General features: G+C 74.9%; 20 protein-coding genes. 8 read left to right on the plus strand and 12 right to left on the minus strand.

The window, feature by feature from the left end:
* Position 1: 1 nt before the first annotated feature.
* The 4 genes from ACYVKY_RS11080 to ppgK all read right to left on the minus strand — a co-directional run bounded on the left by ACYVKY_RS11080 (position 2) and on the right by ppgK (position 4,446).
* On the minus strand, positions 2–1,843 hold the full coding sequence (locus tag ACYVKY_RS11080; protein WP_460435028.1) for an AMP-dependent synthetase/ligase: 1,842 nt from the start codon (positions 1,841–1,843) through the stop codon (positions 2–4).
* 27 nt (positions 1,844–1,870) lie between these two features.
* Positions 1,871–2,848: a pirin family protein gene (locus ACYVKY_RS11085; protein ID WP_460435029.1), complete on the minus strand. Its 978-nt coding sequence runs from the start codon at positions 2,846–2,848 to the stop codon at positions 1,871–1,873.
* 73 nt (positions 2,849–2,921) lie between these two features.
* Positions 2,922–3,659 carry an AAA family ATPase gene (locus ACYVKY_RS11090; protein ID WP_460435030.1) on the minus strand — a complete coding sequence of 246 codons (738 nt, stop codon included), beginning with the start codon at positions 3,657–3,659 and terminating at the stop codon, positions 2,922–2,924.
* Positions 3,660–3,678: 19 nt separating this feature from the next.
* Positions 3,679–4,446 (minus strand): polyphosphate--glucose phosphotransferase, encoded by a 768-nt coding sequence (gene ppgK, locus ACYVKY_RS11095; RefSeq protein WP_460435031.1) that lies wholly within the window; start codon positions 4,444–4,446, stop codon positions 3,679–3,681.
* 221 nt (positions 4,447–4,667) lie between these two features.
* Here ppgK and ACYVKY_RS11100 point away from each other — a divergent pair, with 221 nt between their 5' ends.
* Together ACYVKY_RS11100 and ACYVKY_RS11105 are read left to right on the plus strand one after the other, a co-directional pair.
* Positions 4,668–5,984: an MFS transporter gene (locus ACYVKY_RS11100; protein ID WP_460435032.1), complete on the plus strand. Its 1,317-nt coding sequence runs from the start codon at positions 4,668–4,670 to the stop codon at positions 5,982–5,984.
* A gap of 50 nt (positions 5,985–6,034) precedes the next feature.
* Entirely contained in the window at positions 6,035–6,430 is a 396-nt protein-coding gene (locus tag ACYVKY_RS11105; protein ID WP_460435033.1) for a VOC family protein, read from the plus strand.
* Between the two features lie 16 nt (positions 6,431–6,446).
* On the opposite strand, the gene ACYVKY_RS11110 is transcribed toward ACYVKY_RS11105, so the two are convergent.
* Positions 6,447–7,109 carry a Type 1 glutamine amidotransferase-like domain-containing protein gene (locus ACYVKY_RS11110; protein ID WP_460435034.1) on the minus strand — a complete coding sequence of 221 codons (663 nt, stop codon included), beginning with the start codon at positions 7,107–7,109 and terminating at the stop codon, positions 6,447–6,449.
* Between the two features lie 5 nt (positions 7,110–7,114).
* The gene (locus tag ACYVKY_RS11115; protein WP_460435035.1) at positions 7,115–7,837 is read right to left on the minus strand and encodes an alpha/beta fold hydrolase; all 723 of its coding nucleotides are present in this window, start codon (positions 7,835–7,837) and stop codon (positions 7,115–7,117) included.
* Between the two features lie 59 nt (positions 7,838–7,896).
* On the opposite strand from ACYVKY_RS11115, the gene ACYVKY_RS11120 reads away from it, so the two are divergent.
* Positions 7,897–8,472 (plus strand): helix-turn-helix domain-containing protein, encoded by a 576-nt coding sequence (locus ACYVKY_RS11120; protein ID WP_460435036.1) that lies wholly within the window; start codon positions 7,897–7,899, stop codon positions 8,470–8,472.
* A gap of 9 nt (positions 8,473–8,481) precedes the next feature.
* Here ACYVKY_RS11120 and ACYVKY_RS11125 read toward each other — a convergent pair whose 3' ends face one another.
* From ACYVKY_RS11125 to ACYVKY_RS11150, 6 genes are all read right to left on the minus strand, one after another.
* Positions 8,482–8,850 (minus strand): ArsR/SmtB family transcription factor, encoded by a 369-nt coding sequence (locus ACYVKY_RS11125; RefSeq protein WP_460435037.1) that lies wholly within the window; start codon positions 8,848–8,850, stop codon positions 8,482–8,484.
* Between the two features lie 26 nt (positions 8,851–8,876).
* On the minus strand, positions 8,877–9,533 hold the full coding sequence (locus tag ACYVKY_RS11130; RefSeq protein WP_460435038.1) for a transcriptional regulator: 657 nt from the start codon (positions 9,531–9,533) through the stop codon (positions 8,877–8,879).
* Positions 9,530–10,828 carry a sensor histidine kinase gene (locus ACYVKY_RS11135; RefSeq protein ID WP_460435039.1) on the minus strand — a complete coding sequence of 433 codons (1,299 nt, stop codon included), beginning with the start codon at positions 10,826–10,828 and terminating at the stop codon, positions 9,530–9,532. The genes ACYVKY_RS11130 and ACYVKY_RS11135 overlap by 4 nt, the downstream gene beginning before the upstream one ends.
* A 65-nt stretch (positions 10,829–10,893) precedes the next feature.
* Positions 10,894–11,904, minus strand: a complete 1,011-nt coding sequence (locus ACYVKY_RS11140) for a D-alanine--D-alanine ligase family protein (RefSeq protein WP_460435040.1) — start codon at positions 11,902–11,904, stop codon at positions 10,894–10,896.
* Positions 11,901–13,076, minus strand: coding sequence for an alanine racemase (gene alr / locus ACYVKY_RS11145; protein ID WP_460435041.1), 1,176 nt, complete (start codon positions 13,074–13,076; stop codon positions 11,901–11,903). The genes ACYVKY_RS11140 and alr overlap by 4 nt, the downstream gene beginning before the upstream one ends.
* Entirely contained in the window at positions 13,073–13,720 is a 648-nt protein-coding gene (locus tag ACYVKY_RS11150) for a M15 family metallopeptidase domain-containing protein (RefSeq protein WP_460435042.1), read from the minus strand. Before ACYVKY_RS11150 ends, alr begins: the two co-directional genes overlap by 4 nt.
* Positions 13,721–13,827: 107 nt before the next feature.
* Here ACYVKY_RS11150 and ACYVKY_RS11155 point away from each other — a divergent pair, with 107 nt between their 5' ends.
* The 5 genes from ACYVKY_RS11155 (at position 13,828) to ACYVKY_RS11175 (ending at position 19,799) form a co-directional block, all read left to right on the plus strand.
* A complete protein-coding gene (locus ACYVKY_RS11155; protein WP_460435043.1) occupies positions 13,828–15,192 on the plus strand; it encodes a UDP-N-acetylmuramoyl-tripeptide--D-alanyl-D-alanine ligase in 1,365 nt (454 codons plus the stop codon).
* 97 nt (positions 15,193–15,289) lie between these two features.
* Positions 15,290–15,751: a helix-turn-helix transcriptional regulator gene (locus tag ACYVKY_RS11160; protein ID WP_460435044.1), complete on the plus strand. Its 462-nt coding sequence runs from the start codon at positions 15,290–15,292 to the stop codon at positions 15,749–15,751.
* A 10-nt stretch (positions 15,752–15,761) separates the two neighbouring features.
* A complete protein-coding gene (locus ACYVKY_RS11165; protein ID WP_460435045.1) occupies positions 15,762–16,175 on the plus strand; it encodes a VOC family protein in 414 nt (137 codons plus the stop codon).
* A gap of 65 nt (positions 16,176–16,240) precedes the next feature.
* On the plus strand, positions 16,241–18,613 hold the full coding sequence (locus tag ACYVKY_RS11170; RefSeq protein WP_460435046.1) for an excinuclease ABC subunit UvrA: 2,373 nt from the start codon (positions 16,241–16,243) through the stop codon (positions 18,611–18,613).
* Between the two features lie 4 nt (positions 18,614–18,617).
* Positions 18,618–19,799 (plus strand): VOC family protein, encoded by a 1,182-nt coding sequence (locus ACYVKY_RS11175; protein WP_460435047.1) that lies wholly within the window; start codon positions 18,618–18,620, stop codon positions 19,797–19,799.
* The last annotated feature ends 117 nt before the right edge of the window (positions 19,800–19,916 follow it).

Consider the following 19,916-nt stretch of genomic DNA (forward strand, 5'->3'; position numbering starts at 1 on the left):
GTCAGACGGCAGAGCCCCGCTTGGCGTAGAGGGCCTCGACGTCGTCGGCGAAGTCGCGCATGATCACCGACCGCTTCAGCTTCAGGCTCGGCGTCAGGTGGCCGCTCGCCTCGGTCCAGTCGGTCGCGAGGACGCGGAACCGCTTGATCCCCTCGGCCGAGGAGACGGTGCGGTTGGCCTCGTCGACCGAGGTCCTGATCTGCGCCCGCAGGTCGGGGTCGTCGGTGAGGTCGGCGAGCGCGGTGCCGGTGCGGCCCTGCTGCTCGAGCCAGGCCTGCACGCCGTCCGGGTCGAGCGTCACCAGCGCGGCGACCTCGGGCCGGTCGTCGCCGACGACCAGGGCCTGGCTGACCAGGGGGTTGCCGCGCACGACGTCCTCGAGCGGTGCGGGGGAGACGTTCTTGCCGCCGGAGGTCACCAGGATCTCCTTCTTGCGGCCGGTGATCGACAGGTAGCCGTCGTCGTCGACGCGGCCGAGGTCGCCGGTGCGGAACCAGCCGTCGTCGGTGAGCGCCTCGGCGGTCGCCGCCTCGTTGCCCCAGTAGCGCGCGAACACGTGCCCGCCGCGCACCAGCACCTCGCCGTCGTCGGCGGTGCGCACCTCGAACCGCGGGAGCGGGCGCCCGACCGTGCCGATGCGCTGGCCGCTGCGGGTGCTGACGGTGCACGCGGCCGTGGTCTCGGTGAGGCCGTAGCCCTCGAGCACGGTGACGCCGATGCCGCGGAAGAAGTGGCCGAGCCGCTCGCCGAGCGCGGCTCCGCCCGAGACGGCCCACGCGGCCCGGCCGCCGAGGGCGTCCAGGATCTTGCCGTAGACGAGCCGGGCGAACAGCGCCCGCCTCGCCCGCAGCACCGGGCCCACCCGGCCGGCGTCGAGCGCCCTGCTGTAGTCGATCGCGGTCTGCGCGGCGGCGTCGAAGACCTTCTCTCGCCCCGCCTTGACCGCCTTGCGGCGCGCACCGTCGAAGACCCGCTCGAAGACGCGGGGCACGGCGAGCACGAAGGTGGGCGAGAAGGTGGGCAGGTCGACGGTGACCCGGCCGATGTCGCTGTGGCCCGTGTGCACCCCGACCTGCAGCACCGCGACCTGGATCATCCGGCCGAAGACGTGGGCGAGCGGCAGGAACAGCAGGGTGGACGCCTGCGGGTCCTCGAACAGCTCCGGCAGGAACTCGATCGCGGAGGAGATCTCCTCGAGGAAGTTGCCGTGGGTGAGCTCGACCCCCTTCGGCCGCCCGGTGGTGCCCGAGGTGTAGATCAGGGTCGCCAGGGTGCCCCGGTCGAGGGCCGCACGCCGGCGGTCGAGCTCGTCGGCGGCGACCTCGGCCCCGCTCGCCCGCAGCGCGTCGAGCGAGACCTCGGGCGTGCGCGCGTCGAGCACCCAGTGGTGCGTCGGGCCGCCGCCCTCGATGGCCTCGCGGGCCTGCGTGAGCAGCCGCTCGTGCCCGTGGTTCTCGACCACCACCGCGACCGCGCCGGAGTCCTCGAGGATCCAGCGCAGCTGGTCGGCCGACGAGCTCTCGTACACGGGGACGCCCACCGCGCCGGCCGCCCAGATCGCCAGGTCGACCAGCGTCCACTCGTACCGGGTCTTCGCCATCAGCGCGACGCGGTCGCCCGGCTGCACGCCGGCGGCGACCAGGCCGCGGGCGACCTCCTCGACCTCCACCCGGAACTCCGCCGCCGTCACGGGCACCCAGGACGAGCCCTCGCGCCGCGACACCAGGCGCAGGTCGGGGTCGGTCTCGGCGTGGTGGACGAGCAGGTCGGCGAGGCTGCGTGGTGCCGACGCGCCGCGCCACCAGGCGTCGGCGCCGGTCGCCCGGGGGGCGGTCGAGGTCATGGCGCCAACCCTAGGGGCGGGCCCCGGTCAGGTCGTCACGACGTGGTCGGGCCCGTGCTGCGGGGGGATCCGCCCGAGCCGGCCGGCCTGGTAGTCCTCGAACGCCTGCACCAGCTCGGCCCGGGTGTTCATGACGAACGGCCCGTACGCGGCGATCGGCTCACGGAGGGGGCGGCCGCCGAGGAACAGCAGCTCGAGGTCGGGCTCCTTGGCGCTCTGGCTGCGGTCGGCCGCGACCGTGATCGCCTCGCCCGGGCCGAGGACGACGAGCTGGCCCTTGCGCACCGGGCGGCGCTCGGCGCCCACGGTGCCGCGACCGGCCAGCACGTACACGAGGGCGTTGAAGTCGGCCTGCCACGGCAGCTCGAGGCCGGCACCGGGGGAGACGGTGGCGTGGGCGACGGTGATCGGGGTGAGGGTGCTGCCCGGACCGCGGTGGCCGTCGACGTCCCCGGCGATGACCCGCACGAGGGCGCCGCCGTCGGCGCTGGTGAGCAGCGACTGCTGCTTCGCACGCAGGTCCTGGTAGCGCGGCGCGTGCAGCTTCTGGGCGCGCGGCAGGTTCACCCAGAGCTGGACGCCGTGGAACAGTCCGCCGCTCACGACCAGCGACTCCGGCGGCTTCTCGATGTGCAGCAGGCCGGACCCGGCCGTCATCCACTGGGTGTCGCCGTCGGTGATGACGCCGCCGCCGCCCTCGGAGTCGGAGTGCTCGAAGGTGCCGTCGATGATGTAGGTGACCGTCTCGAAGCCGCGGTGCGGGTGCCACGCGGTGCCCTTCGGCTCGCCCGGCGCGTACTCGACCTCGCCCATCTGGTCCATGTGGATGAACGGGTCGAGGTCGGCGAGGTCGACACCGGCGAAGGCGCGGCGGACGGGGAAGCCCTCGCCCTCGTAGCCGCTCGGGGCGGTCGTCACCTGCCGCACGCGCCGCTGCGGGGCGTCCGCGCCGGGCCGGGTGATGCGCGGCAGGACGGTCAGGTCGGGAACGGTGATCGCGGGCACGGCGTCCTCCTCGGTGATCCTTCAGGATTCAACTACGTGAACCGCCGGACGTCCAGGCCTGTTCCCGGGCCGCTCAGTCGGCGAGCAGGTGCCGCAGGTACCGCGCCGGGTCGTCGAGGTAGCTGCGCCAGTGCCCGACCACCTCCAGGTCCTCCCACGCGGTGCGGCGCAGCCCGTGCGGGCCGAGCTCGACGACGTCGGCGCCGGGCAGCGCGCTCAGCACGGGGGAGTGCGTGGCCACCACGACCTGCGAGCCCTCCTCGGCCAGCTGGTGCAGCCGCGCGGCCAGCACGAGCGTCGACTGGAACGACAGGGCCGCCTCCGGCTCGTCGAAGAAGTAGATCCCGGGCGACCTCAGCATCGCGTCGAACACGGTGAGGAACCCTTCACCGTGGCTCATCAGCGACGTGTGCTGCTCCCAGTACCCGGGCGAGCCCTCGACCGCGTTCATCAGGCCGAAGGCCGTCTCGGCGCGCAGGAAGAAGCCGTACCGCTTCAGCCGGGTGCGGCGCCGCCAGGCGTGCCCCTCGGGTCCGAGCTCGACGCCGAGCACCTCGCCCAGCGCCGTGGGCGGCCGGTCGGAGGCGTACTTGCGGTTGGCCCGCCCGCCCTGGTTGTCGAGGTCGAAGCACTCGGCGGCCGCCTCGACGATGGTCGACTTCCCCGACCCGTTCTCGCCGACCAGGAACGTCACCGGGGCGTGCAGCCGCAGCCCCTCGTCGGCGAGCTGGCGCACCGCCGGCACGCTGAGCGGCCAGTGGTCGTCGGAGGGCCGCAGGTGCGGCTCGACGTGCAACCGCTCCAGGATCACGCGCGCGTCCGGCGGCCGGTCAGGCGCGGGCCCGCGCCGCCGACTCGACCTGGGCGAGGGCGGCGGCGCCGACGATGCCGGCCGTGTTCAGCAGGGTCGCCGGCACCATCGGGGTCGACACCTCGATCAGCGGCAGGAACTTGTCCGCCTTCTTGCTGACGCCGCCGCCGACGACGAACAGGTCGGGGGAGAAGAGCAGCTCGAGGGTGCGGTAGTACCGGGTCAGCCGGTGCGCCCAGTGCTCCCACGACAGCTCCTCGCGCTCGCGGGCGCTGGCGGCGGCGCGCGACTCGGCGTCGTGCCCGTCGACCTCGAGGTGCCCGAGCTCGGTGTTGGGCACCAGCTGGCCGTCGACGACGAGCGCGGAGCCGATGCCGGTGCCGAGCGTGGTGACCAGGACGACCCCCGCGACGCCCTTGGCGGCCCCGTACCGGGCCTCGGCCACGCCGGCGGCGTCGGCGTCGTTCACCACGTGCACGTCTCGGCCCAGCACCTCGGTGAACAGGGCGTCGGCGTCGGTGCCGATCCAGGCGTGGTCGATGTTCGCCGCCGAGCTGACGACGCCGTGGCGCACGACCCCCGGCACCGTGACGCCGACGGCGCTGCCGTCGTGGTCGGGGAAACCGCCGAGCAGCTCGCGGACGACCTCGGCGACGGCCTGCGGGGTGGCGGGCTGCGGGGTCGGGATGCGGACGCGGTCGGCGGCCAGCTCGCCGTCGGCGAGGTCGACCGGGGCGCCCTTGATGCCCGAGCCGCCGAAGTCGATCCCGAGCGGGTGCGCGTGCATGCCGCGACCCTAACCGCCCGTCCCGACGGTCGCGCCCCGCACGGGCGCCCGTCCGTCGTCCACGGATCGGGACGCGACCCTCCCGCGAGCGTCCGCGATGCAGTACACATGCCCGTTGATCGGACATTCGTGATCCGACGCCGTCGCGCCCACCCGGCGCGTCGGGAGGTGGCGGGCCGACCCGGGGCGCCACCGCGGACGGGACACGACCAGGGAGACCGGTGACCTCGCACAGCGAGCCGCGGACGGCTGCCCCGAGGGTGCTCGCGGCGTGGACGCGCCGACGCCTCGGCGACCTCGTCGTCCCCTTCCGGCACCGCGACATCCGCCTGCTCTGGTTCGCCAAGGTCGCCAGCGAGATCGGCGACTGGTCGGCCCGCCTCGCCCTGGCCTACCTCGTGCTCGACCGCACCGGGTCGCCGCTCGCCACCGCCGCCGTCACCGCCGTCTCCCTCGCGCCGTGGCTCGGGCTGGGGCAGGTGCTGTCGACCCTCGCCGACCGGTTCACCCACCGCGCGGTCATGGTCGTCACCGACGTCGTGCGCGTCGCCGTCTTCCTGCTGATCGCCTGGACACCGCTCCCGGTGTGGGCCGTGCTGGTGCTGGTGTTCGTGGCGTCCTCGGCCAGCCCGCCGTTCGAGGCGGCGCGGTCGGCGGCGCTGCCCGACCTCGCCGGACCCGAGCACTACGGGCACGCGCTGATGCTGTTCAACGCCACCTACCAGGCCGGCCTGCTGGTCGGGTACGCCGCGGGCGGCGGGCTCGTCGCCGTCGTCGGTCCGTCCTGGGCGCTCACGGTCAACGCCGCGACGTTCGCGCTGTCCGGCCTGCTCGTCGCGGCCATCCGCACCCGCACGCGCGCGACGCAGGAGGAGGACTCCCGGCCCTGGTCCGACCCGCGCGGGGTGGCGCGGCACCTGGCGACCGCCGCACGCGTGTACGCCGGCGACCGGCTGCTGCGCACGGCCGTGCTGCTGCTGGTGCTGTCGTGCATGCCGCTGATGGCCGCCGAGGGCTTGGTGGTGCTGTACGCGCAGGACTACGCGGGCGGCGGGCCCGGTCGGGCCGGCCTGCTGTCGGCGGTCATCGCCGTCGGGGCGCTGGTGGCGATGTTCGCACTGCCGCACACCGGCCCGCACGAGCGGCTGCTGCGCGTCTCGGCCCTGACCGTCGTGGGGTGCCTGACCGTCTCGGGCGTCCTGCTGCTCACCCGTCCCGACCTGGTGTTCGGCGTGCTGCCGCTGCTGCTGCTCGGGGCGCTCGCCTCGCTGACCGTCTCGATCGGCACCATCCTCGGGTCCCGGCTGCCGCACGCCACCCGGGCGACCGCGTTCTCGCTCGCCCAGGGCGCGCTGATGTCAAGCCAGGGCGTGGGCGCGCTGGCGGCCGGCGCGCTCGCCGAGCGGACGACGATCGCCGTGGCGGTCACCGTCGTCGCGGTGCCGGGCCTGCTGTGGGCGCTGTGGTCCCTCGTCGTGGCCGGACGCACCGGCCCGGAGCCGGCCGCCGAGGCCGAGAAGGCGCGCCACCGGGCCTGAGCGCACGAACGCGCTCGACCGCCGCGGGGGCGACCGACCAGCATGGGGCGATGACCTCCTACGTCTCGCACACCACGGTCGACAGCCGCGACGCCTACGCCCAGTCGGCCTGGTGGGCGCACGTCCTCGGCTACGGCGACGTCCCCGGCGACCCGAACGAGCCCGGTGACGAGGAGTGCATGGTCGTCTCGCCCGACGGCTCGCACCGGCTGCTGTTCCTCGAGGTGCCGGACGAGAAGCTGGTGAAGAACCGGCTGCACCTCGACCTGCGCCCGGCCGACGGCACCCGCGACGAGGAGCTGGCCCGCCTGCTCGCGCACGGCGCCCGCGAGGTGGCCGACCTGCGGACGCCGGACGGCCGCGGCTGGGTGGTGCTCGCCGACCCCGAGGGCAACGAGTTCTGCATCCTGCGCAGCGAGGGCGAGCTCGCCGCCCAGGACGGCTGACGGCCACCCGCGGGGGTCAGACCTCGAACCGGCGCCAGCGTCCCTCCGAGACGACCTCGACGACGCCGTCGACGACGACCAGGGCGGTCTGCTCGTCGATCGCGTACGACGGCACGCCGAGCCCGGCCGCCCACCGCTCGGCGTCCGCCATCGTGTTCTGGGGGAAGGCGTCCAGGTGCGGGAAGATCGCGACGTCGACCAGGCCCAGCCCGCGGTCGTCGGGTGCGCCGGCCCACTCGACGAACAGCTCGCCCACCCGCGGCGCCATCACCATGCTCCCGGCGCTCACGCCGATCCAGACCGTGCGCTCCAGCGAGGGCAGCACCTCGAGCAGACCGGACGCGCGCACCCAGTGCGCGAGGTAGGTGGCGTCGCCGCCGTCGACGAGCAGCACGTCGGCCCGCTCCACCCACGGCACCCACCGCTCGGGGCCGATGCTGGGGAGCGCGGTCAGCTCGAGCACGCCGACGGAGGCCCAGCCGAGCCCGGCGAGGTGCGGCGACCCCTCACCGCCGGCGGCCAGCCGCTGCACCGACGCCGGGCCGCACATCGGGTGCCCCCACTGCGCGGTGGGCACCACGAGCGCGTGGCAGTCGCCGACCGGCGTGCCGAGCAGCCGCTCGGCCGCGGCGTGGATGCTCGGGTTGGTGACGCCGCCCGACGTCAGCAGCAGCCGCACCCCGGTCAGCCGGCGTCGGCGTCGGCGCGGGCCGCGGCGGCGGCGATCGCCTCGGCGAGCTCGGCGGGCCGGGTGACCTGCGGCCAGTGCCCGCTGTCCAGGTCGACGTAGTCGACGTCCTGCACCGCCGCCAGCTCGGGCAGGTCGCCGTCGGCGACCCACTCGCGCACCTGGTCGGGCGTGAACTCCGGGCAGACCATCGTGACCGGGACGGCGAACCGCCGCTCGTCGCCGAGCACCAGCGGGTCGGTGGTCAGGCCGGCGGGGGAGGGCACCATCGCGGCCTGCACGGTCGCGCGGGTCGGCTCGTCCAGGTCGCGCACGTCGGCGTCGTCCATCGCGTCCCAGCCGGGGAAGGGCAGGTCGTCGCCGTCGGTGCCGAAGCCGGACGCGGGCGGCCTGCCGGACGACGCGGGGAACCCGCCGACGTACACCACCCGCGCGACCCGCTCGGGCCGGGCGTCGACGGCACCGTGCACCACGGCGCTGCCCATCGAGTGGCCGACGAGCACGACGGGCACGCCCTCCGGCGTCTCGTCGACGGCGGCGACGACCGCGGCGACCTGCTCGGTGGTGCCGACGCCGGCGCGGCCACCGTCGGGGTCGGTGCCCGGCAGCGTCAGCGGACGGGCCCGGTGCCCGGCCCGCTCCAGGTGGGGCACCAGCGCGTCCCACGTCGACCCCTGCAACCACAGCCCCGGCACCAGCACGACGTCGGCCACGTCCACGCCCTCTCTCGTTATGATCGAACCTTCTCGATCGTTGACCGTAGGGGAATGATCCACAGATGTCGAGCAATCAGCCGGACGCGTCGTCGACGCCGGACTACGACCTCGACGACCTGCTGCGGGTGAGCACCACGCCGCAGCTGCGGGCCGTCTTCGACCCGCTGCGCAGCACCCTGCTCGACCTGCTGCTCGAGCGCGCGGCCACGGTGGGGGAGCTGGCCGAGGCGGTCGGCCGGCCGCGCAGCTCGGTGGCCTACCACGTGCAGCAGATGGTCGACGCGGGCGTGCTCAAGGTGGTGCGCACCCGCCGGGTGCGGGCGATCGACGAGCGCTTCTACGGCCGCACCGCCCGCACCTACTACGTCGGCGCGATCGACCCCGAGCAGCTGCCGCTGGTGACGAACTACCTGCCGATCGCCGCGGCCGAGTCCGGGCCGGCGCACCGGGACGACCAGCTGCGCGCCAACCTGCGGTACGCACCGATCGGCTCCGAGCACGTCGAGCCGTTCTGGCGGCGGGTGCAGGAGCTGGTCGACGAGTTCTCGCGGCTGCCGCGCACGGGGGAGCGGACCTTCGGCTTCGTCACCGGCCTGTACCCCACCACCAGCCGGCCGTCGCTGCCGCCGGGTGCCTGACGGGGGCGCTCAGCGACCGGGCGGCTGCGCCTCGTCGTCGTCGAGCCCGACCGTCGCCGACCCGGTCGCGACGTAGGCCTGCAGGCCGTCGAGGCGGTGCTGCCACATCCGCTGGTAGAAGCCGATCCACGCCATCGCCTCGTCGAGGCGCTCGGTGCCGAGCCGGCAGGTGCGCGTCCGGCCGACCTTCTCGGTGCTGACCAGCCCGGCCTCCTCGAGCACCCGCACGTGCTTGGACATGCCGGTGACGGTGATGCCGACCGGTGCGGCGAGCTCGCCGACGGTGGCGGGGCCCTGCCCGAGGCGCGTCAGCACGAGGCGGCGCGTCGGGTCGGCGAGCGCGGCGAAGGTGCGGTCGAGGGTCTGGTGCTGAACCACGTGGTTCAGGGTACGCGCGGGACGGGTCAGCCCAGCAGCCGGTGCTCGTGGGCGAACACCACGATCTGCACCCGGTCGCGCAGGCCGAGCTTGCGCAGGATCGCGCCGACGTGGGTCTTCACCGTCGACTCCGACGCGAACACCAGCCGCCCGGTCTCGGCGTTCGACAGCCCGCGGGCCACGGCGTCGAACACCTCCCGCTCCTTGTCGGTGAGCGTGGTGAACGCGGCCGGCGGCTGCGGCGCCCCCATCAGCTGGCGCTCGAGCAGCCGGGCGAGGTCGCCCGGCGCCAGCACCGCGTTGCCCGCGTGCACGGTGCGGATCGCGTGGGCCAGCTGGGCCGGCGTGGTGTCCTTGAGCAGGAAGCCGCTGGCGCCGTGCCGGATCGCCGTGGCCGCTCGGTCGTCGAGGTCGAACGTGGTGAGCACGACGACCCGCACCGGCTTGTCGCGGCGCGCCACCCGCTCGGGCGCGAAGATCTGCCGGGTCGCCTCGACCCCGTCCATCTCGGGCATCCGGACGTCCATCAGGACGACGTCGGGCTGCAGCTCGTCGACCAGCCGCACCGCGTCGAGGCCGTCGCCCGCGCTGCCGACGACGTGCATGCCGTCCTGGGCGTCGACGATCACCTGCACGCCCGCGCGGAACAGGTCCTGGTCGTCGACCAGCAGCACCGAGATCACGCGCGCACCGGCATCCGCGCGGTGACCGTGAAGGTCCCGCGCTCGTCGTCGCGCACGACCGCGAGGTGGCCACCCACCGACTCGAGCCGACGGCGCATGCCGTCCAGTCCCTGGCCCGAGCCGGGGTCGGCCGCCGCCGGAGTGGACGTCGTCGCGTTGTGCACCTGCAGCACCAGCTCCCGGTCGGACGAGTCGGGCCAGCGCTGCTCCACCCGCACCGGGGCGTCCCGGCGGCCGTGCCGCAGCGCGTTCGTCAGCATCTCCTGCAGCACGCGGTACGCGACGGCGGCCAGCTCGGGCGGCAGCGGACGCGGCGCCCCCGTCACGACCGGGTCGAGGTCGTAGCCGGTGTCGCGGGCGCCCTCGACGAGCCGCTCGAGCTCGTCGACCCGGGCGGGGCGGTCGGTGCCGGCGGGGTCGGCCAGCACCTGCCGCACGTCGGTGAGCGAGGACCGGGCCGAGCCGGCGATCGTCGCGAGCACCTGCTTGAGCCGGGCCGGGTCGTCGTCGGGCAGGTACTGCGCCGACTCCGCCTGGGCCAGGATCACGGCGAGCGAGTGGCCGACGACGTCGTGCACGTCGCGGGCGAGCCGGGCCTGGTCCATCCGCAGCCGGGCGATCTCGAAGGCCTGCTCGGTCTCGAGCCGGGCGGCCGCCTCGGCCTCCTGCGCCACCTCCTGCTGCTGCCGCGAGGCGGCGGCGCGGTCGGCGAACCGCAGCGCCAGGCCGGCCAGCCAGGCGGACCCGAGCACCGCCAGCGGGAAGGCGACCGCACCGACCAGGCCGTAGCCCCCGAACCTCGACACCACGTCGAGCAGGTCGCGCAGCAGCTCGGTGTCGGCCTGCGGCCGGGGGTAGACGCCGGCCGCGACGGCGAGCGCCGCGACGGCGACCCCGCCGGGCACCGACAGCGCCCCGGCGACCGCCGTCGGGATCCGGCCCCAGCGGGCGGTGCCGAAGGCCACGACCAGCAGCGCGACCTCGGTGAGCAGCAGGGGCACCGCCGACAGCAGGTGCAGCACGCCGAGCACCCAGACGACGCCGAGCGCGACGGCCGGGGCCCGACGGGCCAGCCCCACCGCCAGCGCGACGACGAGCACGCCGGCCGCGGCGAGCACGGTGGTGCGGGTGCCGTAGCCGAGCAGCGCGGTGCGCTCGGAGATCTCGATGACGCCGGCGGCCACCACGAGCACGAGGAGCAGCAGCTCGGGCCACCACCCGTGCAGCTGCGGTCGCGAGGGCGCGGCGTGCGGCTGCGCGTCGGGGGCCGTGGCGGTCGTCGTCGCGGCGCTCACGCCCGTCCCCCCTCCGTCGCGGTCGTCGTCCGGCGCGTCCCAGCGAACCACACCGGCGGTCGCGCTCACGCGGGCACGACCGCGCCCGCCAGCGCGTCGCGCACCAGCAGGTCGAGCAGGTCGCCGTAGGCGGTGCCGCCCGCGGCGAACATCAGCGGGACGGCCGACCCGGGCGTCATGCCGGGGACCGTGTTCACCTCGTTCAGCACCGGGCCGTCTGCCGTGACGAAGAAGTCGACGCGCGCGAGTCCGCGGCAGCCGAGGGCGTCGAAGACGACGAGCGCAGCGCGCTCGAGCTCCTCGTGCTCGGCAGTCGTCAGCGCCGCGGGGATGCGCACGAGCGCCCCGCCGCCGTACTTCGTCGAGTGGTCGAACACGCCGTCGCACAGCACCTCCTCGACCGGCGGGACGAGCCGGGTGCCGTCCGGGCGCTCCAGCACGGCGACGCAGACCTCCCGCCCGACGACGACGTCCTCGACGAGCACGCGCGGGCCGAGCGCGAACGCCGCGGCCAGCGCGGGCGCCAGGTCGACGGCCTCGCGCACCAGCGTGACGCACAGGCTCGACCCGGCGGCGACCGGCTTCACGACGACCGGTCCGCCCCAGGCGAGCTCGCCGGCCGTGCGCCGGTCGACCAGCCGGCCGGGCGCCGTGCGGACCCCGACCGAGCGCGCGACCGCCTTGGTGACCCACTTGTCCATCCCGACGGCGCCCGCGCCGAGGCCGGACCCGACGTAACGCACGCCCGCGAGCTCGAACAGCGCCGCGAGCGAGCCGTCCTCGCCGTTCGCGCCGTGCACGAGGGGGAACGCGACGTCGCAGGTGCGCAGCACCTGCACCGCCCCCGCCAGCCCGAGCGGACGGTGCTCGTCGTCGCGCCAGCAGCCCTGCCGGTCGATCGTGAGGCGCACGACGTCGTAGGGGCGGCCGGGCAGGGCGTCGAGGGCGTCGGCGACGGCGCGTGCCGACCCGAGCGACACGTCGTGCTCGGGGCTGCGGCCGCCGCCGACCACGGCGACCCGGGTGCGGGGGGTGGGGGTCCACCGGTCGGTGGGCGGTGCTGCGAGGACGGTCATCGGGACTCCCGGGTGATCTCGTGCTGGTGGCAGGTGGAGGTGGTGGTGCGGCGCACGCGCGGGCCGGTGCCGACGAGCACCTCGGCCTCGAGCCGGCCCGACCAGCGCGCCCAGTCGCGGAGCGTCGGCTCGCCGGCACCACCGGGGCCGTGGACGGTGACGGGGTCGCCGGGGCGCTCGGCAGCGTGCGGGCCGAGGTCGACGACGAGCTGATCCATGCTGATCCGCCCGACGACGGGCACGCGCCGGGTGCCGACCTGCACGGCCGCGCCGGCGACGTCGCGGGGCAGGCCGTCCGCGTAGCCGAGCGGCACCGTCCCGAGGACGGTCGGGCGCGGCGTCCGCCAGCTCGCGCCGTAGCCGACGGCGGTGCCCGTGCCGGCCGAGCGGACGGCGGTGAGCGGCGCGGTCAGCGTGACCGCCGGTCGCAGCAGGCCCGACCCGACGGGGTCGATGCCGAGCAGGCCGGCACCGACGCGGACGAGGTCGTGGTGGGAGTCGGGGTCGGCGAGCACCGCGGCGGTCGAGGCGAGGTGCCGCACGGACGGTCGCAGGCCGACCGCGTGGGCGACCGCGATGCCCTGCCGGAACCGCCTGCGCTGCAACGGGTTGCGCAGCGACGTCGGCTGGTCGGCGCACGCCAGGTGGCTCATCAGGCCGACCACGCGGACGCGGCCGGCGCGCTCGGCGTCGCGGGCCGCCGCACAGAGCGACCGCCAGCGGGCGACCGGGGCACCGTCGCGGGCCAGGCCGGTGTCGAGGTGCAGGTGCACGCGCGCACCGGTCGGCAGGGCGGCCAGCTCGTCCACCGACGCGACGCCGAGCTCGACGCGGGACGCGACGGCTGCACCGAGGTCGGCCCCCGGGGTCGGCAGCCAGGCGAGCAGCGGCGCGGTGACGCCGTCCGCACGCAGGGCGTGGGCCTCGTCGACCGTCGCGACGCCCACGCCGACCGCGCCGTGCGCGAGCGCCGTCCGGGCCAGCGCGGTCGCACCCGCGCCGTACCCGTCCGCCTTGACGACCGCGAGCACCGAGGCGCGGGTGCGTCCGGCGAGCACCCGGGTGTTGTGGGCGACCGCGTCCAGGTCGAGGGCGAGCGTCGGCCGGGTGGGCCGCGCGAGGGGCGCGCGGTCGTCCTGCGGCGCGACGTCGAGGTCGAGCAGGGCGCTCACGGCGCGTCCTCGTCCACGACGGGGCCGTAGAGGGCGGCCGGCGCACCGGTCGACAGCGCCCAGTAGCGGTCGCCGAAGCTCCAGTGCCACCACTCGGTCGGGTAGTTCACGAGTCCGGCGTCACCGAGGACGCGCACCAGCAGGTCGCGGTGCCGTCGCGCCGCCGCGGGGACGTCGGCGTGCAGGAAGCAGGCGCCGGCCGACTCCTCGGGCGTCGCGTCGATCGCCGTCCCCAGGTCGAGCTCGTGGCCGTCGGCGTCGACGAGGGTGAGGTCGACGGCCGCCGCGGCCACGTGCGGTGCCACGGCGAGCGGTGCGACGAAGCGGCTGGTGAGCCGGTGCACCACCTGCTCGTCCGCGCCGGGGTGGGCGGAGCGCACCTGGGCGGCGTAGCGCGCGATGATCGCGCGCTGCGCGGCAGCCGGGCGGTGGCCCTCGACGACCCGCAGCCCGATGCCGTCCGGGAGGGTCGACCTGGCGTCGGCGAGCCGCGCGGCCAGACCGGCGCGCACCAGGGCGCGGGCCGGTCCGAACGCCGGGTCGAGCCGCACCAGCGGCTCGGGGAGGCCGAGCACCGGCACGGCCGCGACGGCGGGGTCGCTCAGCAGCACCGGGCCGGGGGCGCGGGTCGTGGTCGTCGTCATGCACCCAGCGTCGGCGCCCACCGGGGTCGGCCGGATCCGTCGCAGGTACCGCGGCGGTGTCCTCGAGGTGGAGGCGGCGGCACCAGCGGGTGGCCGACAGTCGTGGTGTGCTCGAGACGACCCTGGACGAGATCGCCGCCCTGACCGGCGGCACGGTGGCCGGCCCCCGTCGTGCGGTGGTCCGCGACCTGGTGGTGCGCGGCGAGGCCTACCTCGACAGCCGCGCGCCGGTGCCCGGCGGGCTCTTCGTCGCGCTGGCGGGGGAGCGCGCCGACGGCCACGACCACGTCGCCGGAGCCCACGCCGTGCTCGGCAGCCGGCCGACCCCGCGACCCACGGTCGTGGTGGCCGACCCGGTCGTCGCGCTCGGCGACCTGGCCCGCCACGTCGTGCGCCGGGTGCGCCCGCGGGTGCTCGCCGTCACCGGCTCGCACGGCAAGACCACCACCACGCGGCTGCTCGCGGCGTGCCTGCCCGGGGCGGTCGCGACCCGCGGCAACCAGAACAACGAGCTCGGCGTCCCGCTGACGGCGCTGCGGCTCACCGCGCCCGCCGACCTGGACGGGGACCGGACGGACGGGGTAGGGACGCCCGGAGGGGAGCGTCCCGACCTCGTGCTCGAGATGGGGTCGCGCGGCGTCGGACAGCTCACCTACCTGGCCGGCGTCGCGCCGCCCGAGATCGCCGCGGTGACCGCGGTCGGCACCTCGCACCTCGGGCGCTTCGGCTCGCGCGACCTGCTGGCCCGCGCCAAGGGCGAGCTGGCGGAGGCGGTCTCGGGCACCTGCGTGCTGAACGCCGACGACCCGCGGGTGCTCGCGATGGCGTCCCGCACCTCGGCCGACGTGATCACCTTCGGGCGCAGCGGCGACGTCGCGTGGTCCGGCGTCCGCCTCGACGACCAGGGCCGGCCCGCGTTCGTCCTGCACGCGCACGGCGTTTCGGCGCCGGTGCGGTTGCGGGTGGTGGGGGAGCACCAGGTGGCAGACGCGGCCTGTGCCGCCGCGATGGCGACCGCGGCAGGCGTGCCGCTCGACCTGGTCGCCGAGCGGCTCGGCGCCGCGGAGCCGGTGGACCAGCGGCTCGTGCGCCGCGTGGCGGCCGACGGCCCGGTCGTGCTCGACGACACCTACAACGCCGCACCGGCCTCGGTGGTCGCCGCGCTGCGCACCCTCGCCGCGGTCGCGCCACCTGGCCACCGGCACGCCGTGCTCGGCCCGATGGGCGAGCTCGGCGAGGCGTCCGAGCGCGGCCACCGGGCGGTCGCGCTGGTGGCGCGCTCGCTCGGCGTGCAGGTCGTGGCCGTCGGGGAGGCCGCGCGCCCGCTCGTGCTGCCCGGCACCACCTGGGTCCCCGACCAGGCCGCCGCGCTGGACGTCGTGCGCCGGCTCGGCCCCGCCGACACCGTCCTGGTCAAGGCCTCCCGCGGCGCCCGCCTCGAGACGCTCGTCGAGGCCCTCCTCGCTCGCTGACCGTTTCCCCAGTTCAGTGCCGGAAGTGACACCGGAGTGGTGCGACGACACGCGTGACACGCCAGGACGCCTCGTGCAGTGCGCCAGGATAGGTCTCGTGAGCGACCAGCCGGGCGGGCCGGAGCCCGCGGTGCCCCCGCAGCGGGTGCGCCACCTGGTGCTGCTGCGCCGCGTCCGCGACCGCATCGACCGCGACTACGCGCAGCCGCTGGACGTCGAGGCCCTCGCCCGCGGGGTGCACATGTCCGCGGGGTACCTGAGCCGCGAGTTCCGCGCGGCGTTCGGCGAGTCGCCGTACTCGTACCTGATGACCCGGCGGATCGAGCGGGCGATGACGCTGCTGCGCCGCACCGACCTCAGCGTCACCGACATCTGCTTCACGGTCGGCTGCTCCTCGCTCGGCACCTTCAGCACCCGGTTCACCGAGCTGGTCGGCGTGCCCCCGAGCACCTACCGCCGGCAGGTCGTCGGCGACCTCGACGCCGTGCCGGCGTGCGAGGTCAAGAAGGTCACCAGGCCGGTCAGGAATCGAGAAGCGCGCCAGAACGCCGGGTCCTAGCGTCGTCGGCATGAACCTGAGCATCCACACCACGTTCCTGCCCCACGACGACGCGGAGGCCGCGCTCGGCTTCTACCGCGACACCCTCGGTTTCGAGCTCCGCAACGACGTCGAGAACGGCGGGCTCCGCTGGCTGACCGTCGGTCCGCCCGGGCAGCCCGACGTCAACCTCGTGCTGTCGCCGCCCGCCGCCGACCCCGGCGTCACCGACGAGGAGCGCCGCGTCGTCACCGAGATGATGGCCAAGGGCACCTACGCCGCCATCATGCTCTCGACGCCCGACCTGGACGCCACCTTCGAGCGGCTGCAGGCCGGCGACGCCGACGTCGTGCAGGAGCCGACCGACCAGTTCTGGGGCGCCCGCGACTGCGCCGTCCGCGACCCCGCGGGCAACATGGTCAGGATCCAGCAGCAGCAGCGCTGAGTTCGGGCGCCGTCCGAGGTCGGAACACCGACACCAGCGCCCACCGATCGGGGAGACTGCCGCGCATGGCCAGGAAGCAGACGACGCCGCACGCCGCCGACACGCACGAGATGATCCGCGTCGTCGGGGCCCGGGAGAACAACCTCAAGGACGTCAGCGTCGAGATCCCGAAGCGGCGGCTCACCGTCTTCACCGGGGTGTCGGGGTCGGGCAAGAGCTCGCTGGTGTTCGCCACGATCGCCGCCGAGTCGCAGCGGATGATCAACGAGACCTACAGCGCGTTCGTCCAGGGCTTCATGCCGACGCTGGCCCGGCCGGACGTCGACCACCTCGAGGGCCTGACCACCGCGATCATCGTCGACCAGGAGCGGATGGGAGCCAACCCCCGCTCCACCGTGGGGACGGCGACCGACGCCAACGCGATGCTGCGCATCCTGTTCAGCCGGCTCGGCAAGCCCTACGTCGGTCCGCCGACGGCGTACTCGTTCAACGTCCCGACCCGCAAGGCGAGCGGGGTGATGACGACCGAGAAGGGCGGACGGACCGAGCGCCGCGTGGCCAAGCAGGAGGTCTACCTCGGCGGCATGTGCCCGCGCTGCGAGGGCATGGGCAGGGTCAACGACATCGACCGGACGGCGTTGTACGACGACGAGAAGTCGCTGCGCGACGGCGCCCTCACGATCCCCGGCTACTCGATGGACGGCTGGTACGGCCGGCTCTTCGAGGGCATGGGCCTGCCGATGGACAAGCCGATCAAGGCGTTCACCAAGAAGCAGCTCGACACGATGCTGTTCTCGGAGCCGACCAAGCTCAAGGTCGAGGGGGTCAACCTCACCTTCACCGGGATCATCCCGCAGATCCAGAAGTCGCTGCTGTCCAAGGACCCCGAGGCGATGCAGCCGCACGTGCGGCGGTTCGTCGAGCGCGCGGTCACCTTCCAGACCTGCCCCGACTGCGAGGGGACGCGGCTCACGCCCGAGGCGCGCGCGTCCAAGATCAAGGGGAAGTCGATCGCCGACCTGTGCGAGATGCAGATCAGCGACCTGGCCGCGTGGGTCCGCGACCTGCGCGAGCCCTCCGTCGCCCCGCTGGTCGCCGGCATCCAGCACCTGCTCGACTCGTTCTCCGAGATCGGGCTCGGCTACCTCTCGCTCGACCGACCGGCCGGGACGCTGTCCGGCGGCGAGGCGCAGCGCACCAAGATGATCCGCCACCTCGGGTCCTCGCTCACCGACGTCACCTACGTCTTCGACGAGCCGACGATCGGGCTTCATCCGCACGACATCGCGCGGATGAACGACCTGCTGCTGCAGCTCCGCGACAAGGGCAACACGGTGCTCGTCGTCGAGCACAAGCCGGAGACGATCGCGATCGCCGACCACGTCGTCGACCTCGGCCCCGCTGCCGGGTCGGGCGGCGGCGAGATCTGCTTCGAGGGCGACGTCGACGGCCTGCGCACCAGCGGCACCATCACCGGCACCCACCTCGACGACCGCGCGCGGGTGAAGGACGCGGTGCGCGAGCGCACCGGCGTGGTCGAGATCCGGGGTGCCGGCACCCACAACCTGCGCGACGTCGACGTCGACGTGCCCCTCGGGCTGCTGACGGTGGTGACCGGCGTCGCCGGGTCGGGCAAGAGCTCGCTGATCCACGGGTCCCTTGCCGGACGCGACGACGTCATCGTCATCGACCAGGGCGCCATCAAGGGCTCGCGGCGCAGCAACCCGGCCACGTACACCGGTCTGCTCGAACCGATCCGCAAGGCCTTCGCCAAGGCCAACGGCGTCAAGCCCGCGCTGTTCAGCTCGAACTCCGAGGGCGGCTGCGAGGGCTGCAACGGCGCCGGGGTCATCTTCACCGAGCTCGGCCCGATGGCCACCGTCGAGTCGCCCTGCGAGGAGTGCGAGGGACGACGGTTCAAGGCCGAGGTCCTGCAGTACACCCTCGGCGGCAAGGACATCGCCGAGGTGCACGAGATGTCGGTCGACGACGCGCGCGCGCTGTTCGGCGGCGGCGAGGCCGCGATCCCCGCGGCCGCGAAGATCCTCGAGCGGCTGGTCGACGTCGGGCTCGGGTACATCACGCTCGGGCAGCCGCTCACCACGCTGTCCGGCGGCGAGCGGCAGCGGCTCAAGCTGGCCGTGCAGATGGGCGACAAGGGCGAGGTCTACGTCCTCGACGAGCCGTCGACCGGCCTGCACCTGGCCGACGTCGAGAACCTGCTCGGGCTGCTCGACCGCCTGGTCGACGGCGGGAAGTCCGTCATCGTCATCGAGCACCACCAGGCCGTGATGGCGCACGCCGACTGGATCATCGACCTCGGCCCGGGCGCGGGCCACGACGGCGGTCGGATCGTGTTCGAGGGCACGCCCGCCGAGCTGGTCGCGAAGCGGTCGACGCTGACGGGGGAGCACCTGGCCGACTACGTGGGAGCCTGAGCGGGTGATCTGGGAGACGCTCGACGGACGCCCGACCGCGTGGTTCCCCACCTCGACGCACGCGGACGCCGCGGCGCTGGTGCGCGAGCTGGCCTCGCGCCCCGGTGACCGGCCGCTGCCGGACGTCGACGTCCGCCGGACGGGCATCCGGGTCACCGCCGAGTCGGACGACCAGGCGGCGGCGGTCGACGAGGCCGCAGTGACGCTGGGCCTGGCCGCAGATCACGCTGCGCTGCAACGGCTGTCGATCGTCCTGGACGTCCAGGACCCTGTCGCCGTCGGCAGGTTCTGGCGTCGCGTCACCGGCTACGAGGCACGGGGCGACCTGGTCGACCCGCTGCGGCGCGACCCGGTCCTGCGGCTGCGGTTGCGCGACGACGACCGGCCACTGCGCACCCGCCTGCACCTCGACGTCTCGCGCCCGCACCAGCTCGGCCGGGCCGCCGCCAGGGAGGTCGCGCCCGAGCGGGCGCCGGCGGGGGAGGAGTGGCCGTACTTCCTGAACGTCGCCGATCCCGAGGGCAACGAGGCCGACCTCGTCCCCGTGGCCGCCGACGACCGGTTCCCGGACGACGCGGGCGCAGACGACTGGCGGGTCGTGTTCGGGGCCAAGGCGCGCTGGACGGGGGAGCGGTCCGCGCTCGTGGCGTTCGTGGAGCGCGCCGCGGCGCTGGCCGACGCGGCCGGGCTGCCGCTGATGATCGACCTGCGTGACGACGCCGTGGTGGTCGACAGCGGCAAGGACCTGTGGGAGGCAGAAGGTTTCACGTCGCTGGCCGCTGGCGTCCAGGCCGCTGCGCACGAGCTCGGCCTGGTGGCGACCCCGGACGAGGTGCGCTTCCTGCAGGTGGGCATCGACGCGGTCGACGTCCCCACCGTCCGGGAGTTCTGGCGCGCGGTGCTCGGGTACGAGCACGACGCGCGCGACTTCCTCACCGACGTGGTCGACCCCGACCTGCTCGACGTGCCGGTCTTCCTCCAGCCGATGGAGGCCGACGACACCGCCAGGCGGGAGCAGCGCGGACGGGTGCACCTGCGCCTCGACGTCCCGCGCAGCCAGGTCGACGACCGGATCGCCACGGCGACGGCCGCCGGGGGAGCGGTGCGCGAGGCCGACGAGCGGGCAGGTGCGTGGGTCGTCACCGACCCCGAGGGCAACGAGCTCCACCTGCACGCGGACGCCTGACCCGAAAGGCGTTTGCACCAGAGGAGGTCGTCTGCGACCGTGCGTTCGTCGACCAGCCGACCCGAGGAGGTGGGACCCGTGCACGCCGTACCCGTCCCGGGTGCCCTCCCGCGGTCC

The sequence above is a fragment of the Angustibacter speluncae genome (assembly GCF_054777815.1).

Coding starts and splice junctions, on each gene's coding strand:
- ACYVKY_RS11140 (WP_460435040.1), bottom strand. CDS start 11,904: ATGACCGTCCTCGCAGCACCGCCCACCGACCGGTGGACCCCCACCCCC.
- ACYVKY_RS11080 (WP_460435028.1), bottom strand. CDS start 1,843: ATGACCTCGACCGCCCCCCGGGCGACCGGCGCCGACGCCTGGTGGCGC.
- ACYVKY_RS11120 (WP_460435036.1), top strand. CDS start 7,897: ATGTCGAGCAATCAGCCGGACGCGTCGTCGACGCCGGACTACGACCTC.
- ppgK (WP_460435031.1), bottom strand. CDS start 4,446: ATGCACGCGCACCCGCTCGGGATCGACTTCGGCGGCTCGGGCATCAAG.
- ACYVKY_RS11105 (WP_460435033.1), top strand. CDS start 6,035: ATGACCTCCTACGTCTCGCACACCACGGTCGACAGCCGCGACGCCTAC.
- ACYVKY_RS11170 (WP_460435046.1), top strand. CDS start 16,241: ATGGCCAGGAAGCAGACGACGCCGCACGCCGCCGACACGCACGAGATG.
- ACYVKY_RS11150 (WP_460435042.1), bottom strand. CDS start 13,720: ATGACGACGACCACGACCCGCGCCCCCGGCCCGGTGCTGCTGAGCGAC.
- ACYVKY_RS11165 (WP_460435045.1), top strand. CDS start 15,762: ATGAACCTGAGCATCCACACCACGTTCCTGCCCCACGACGACGCGGAG.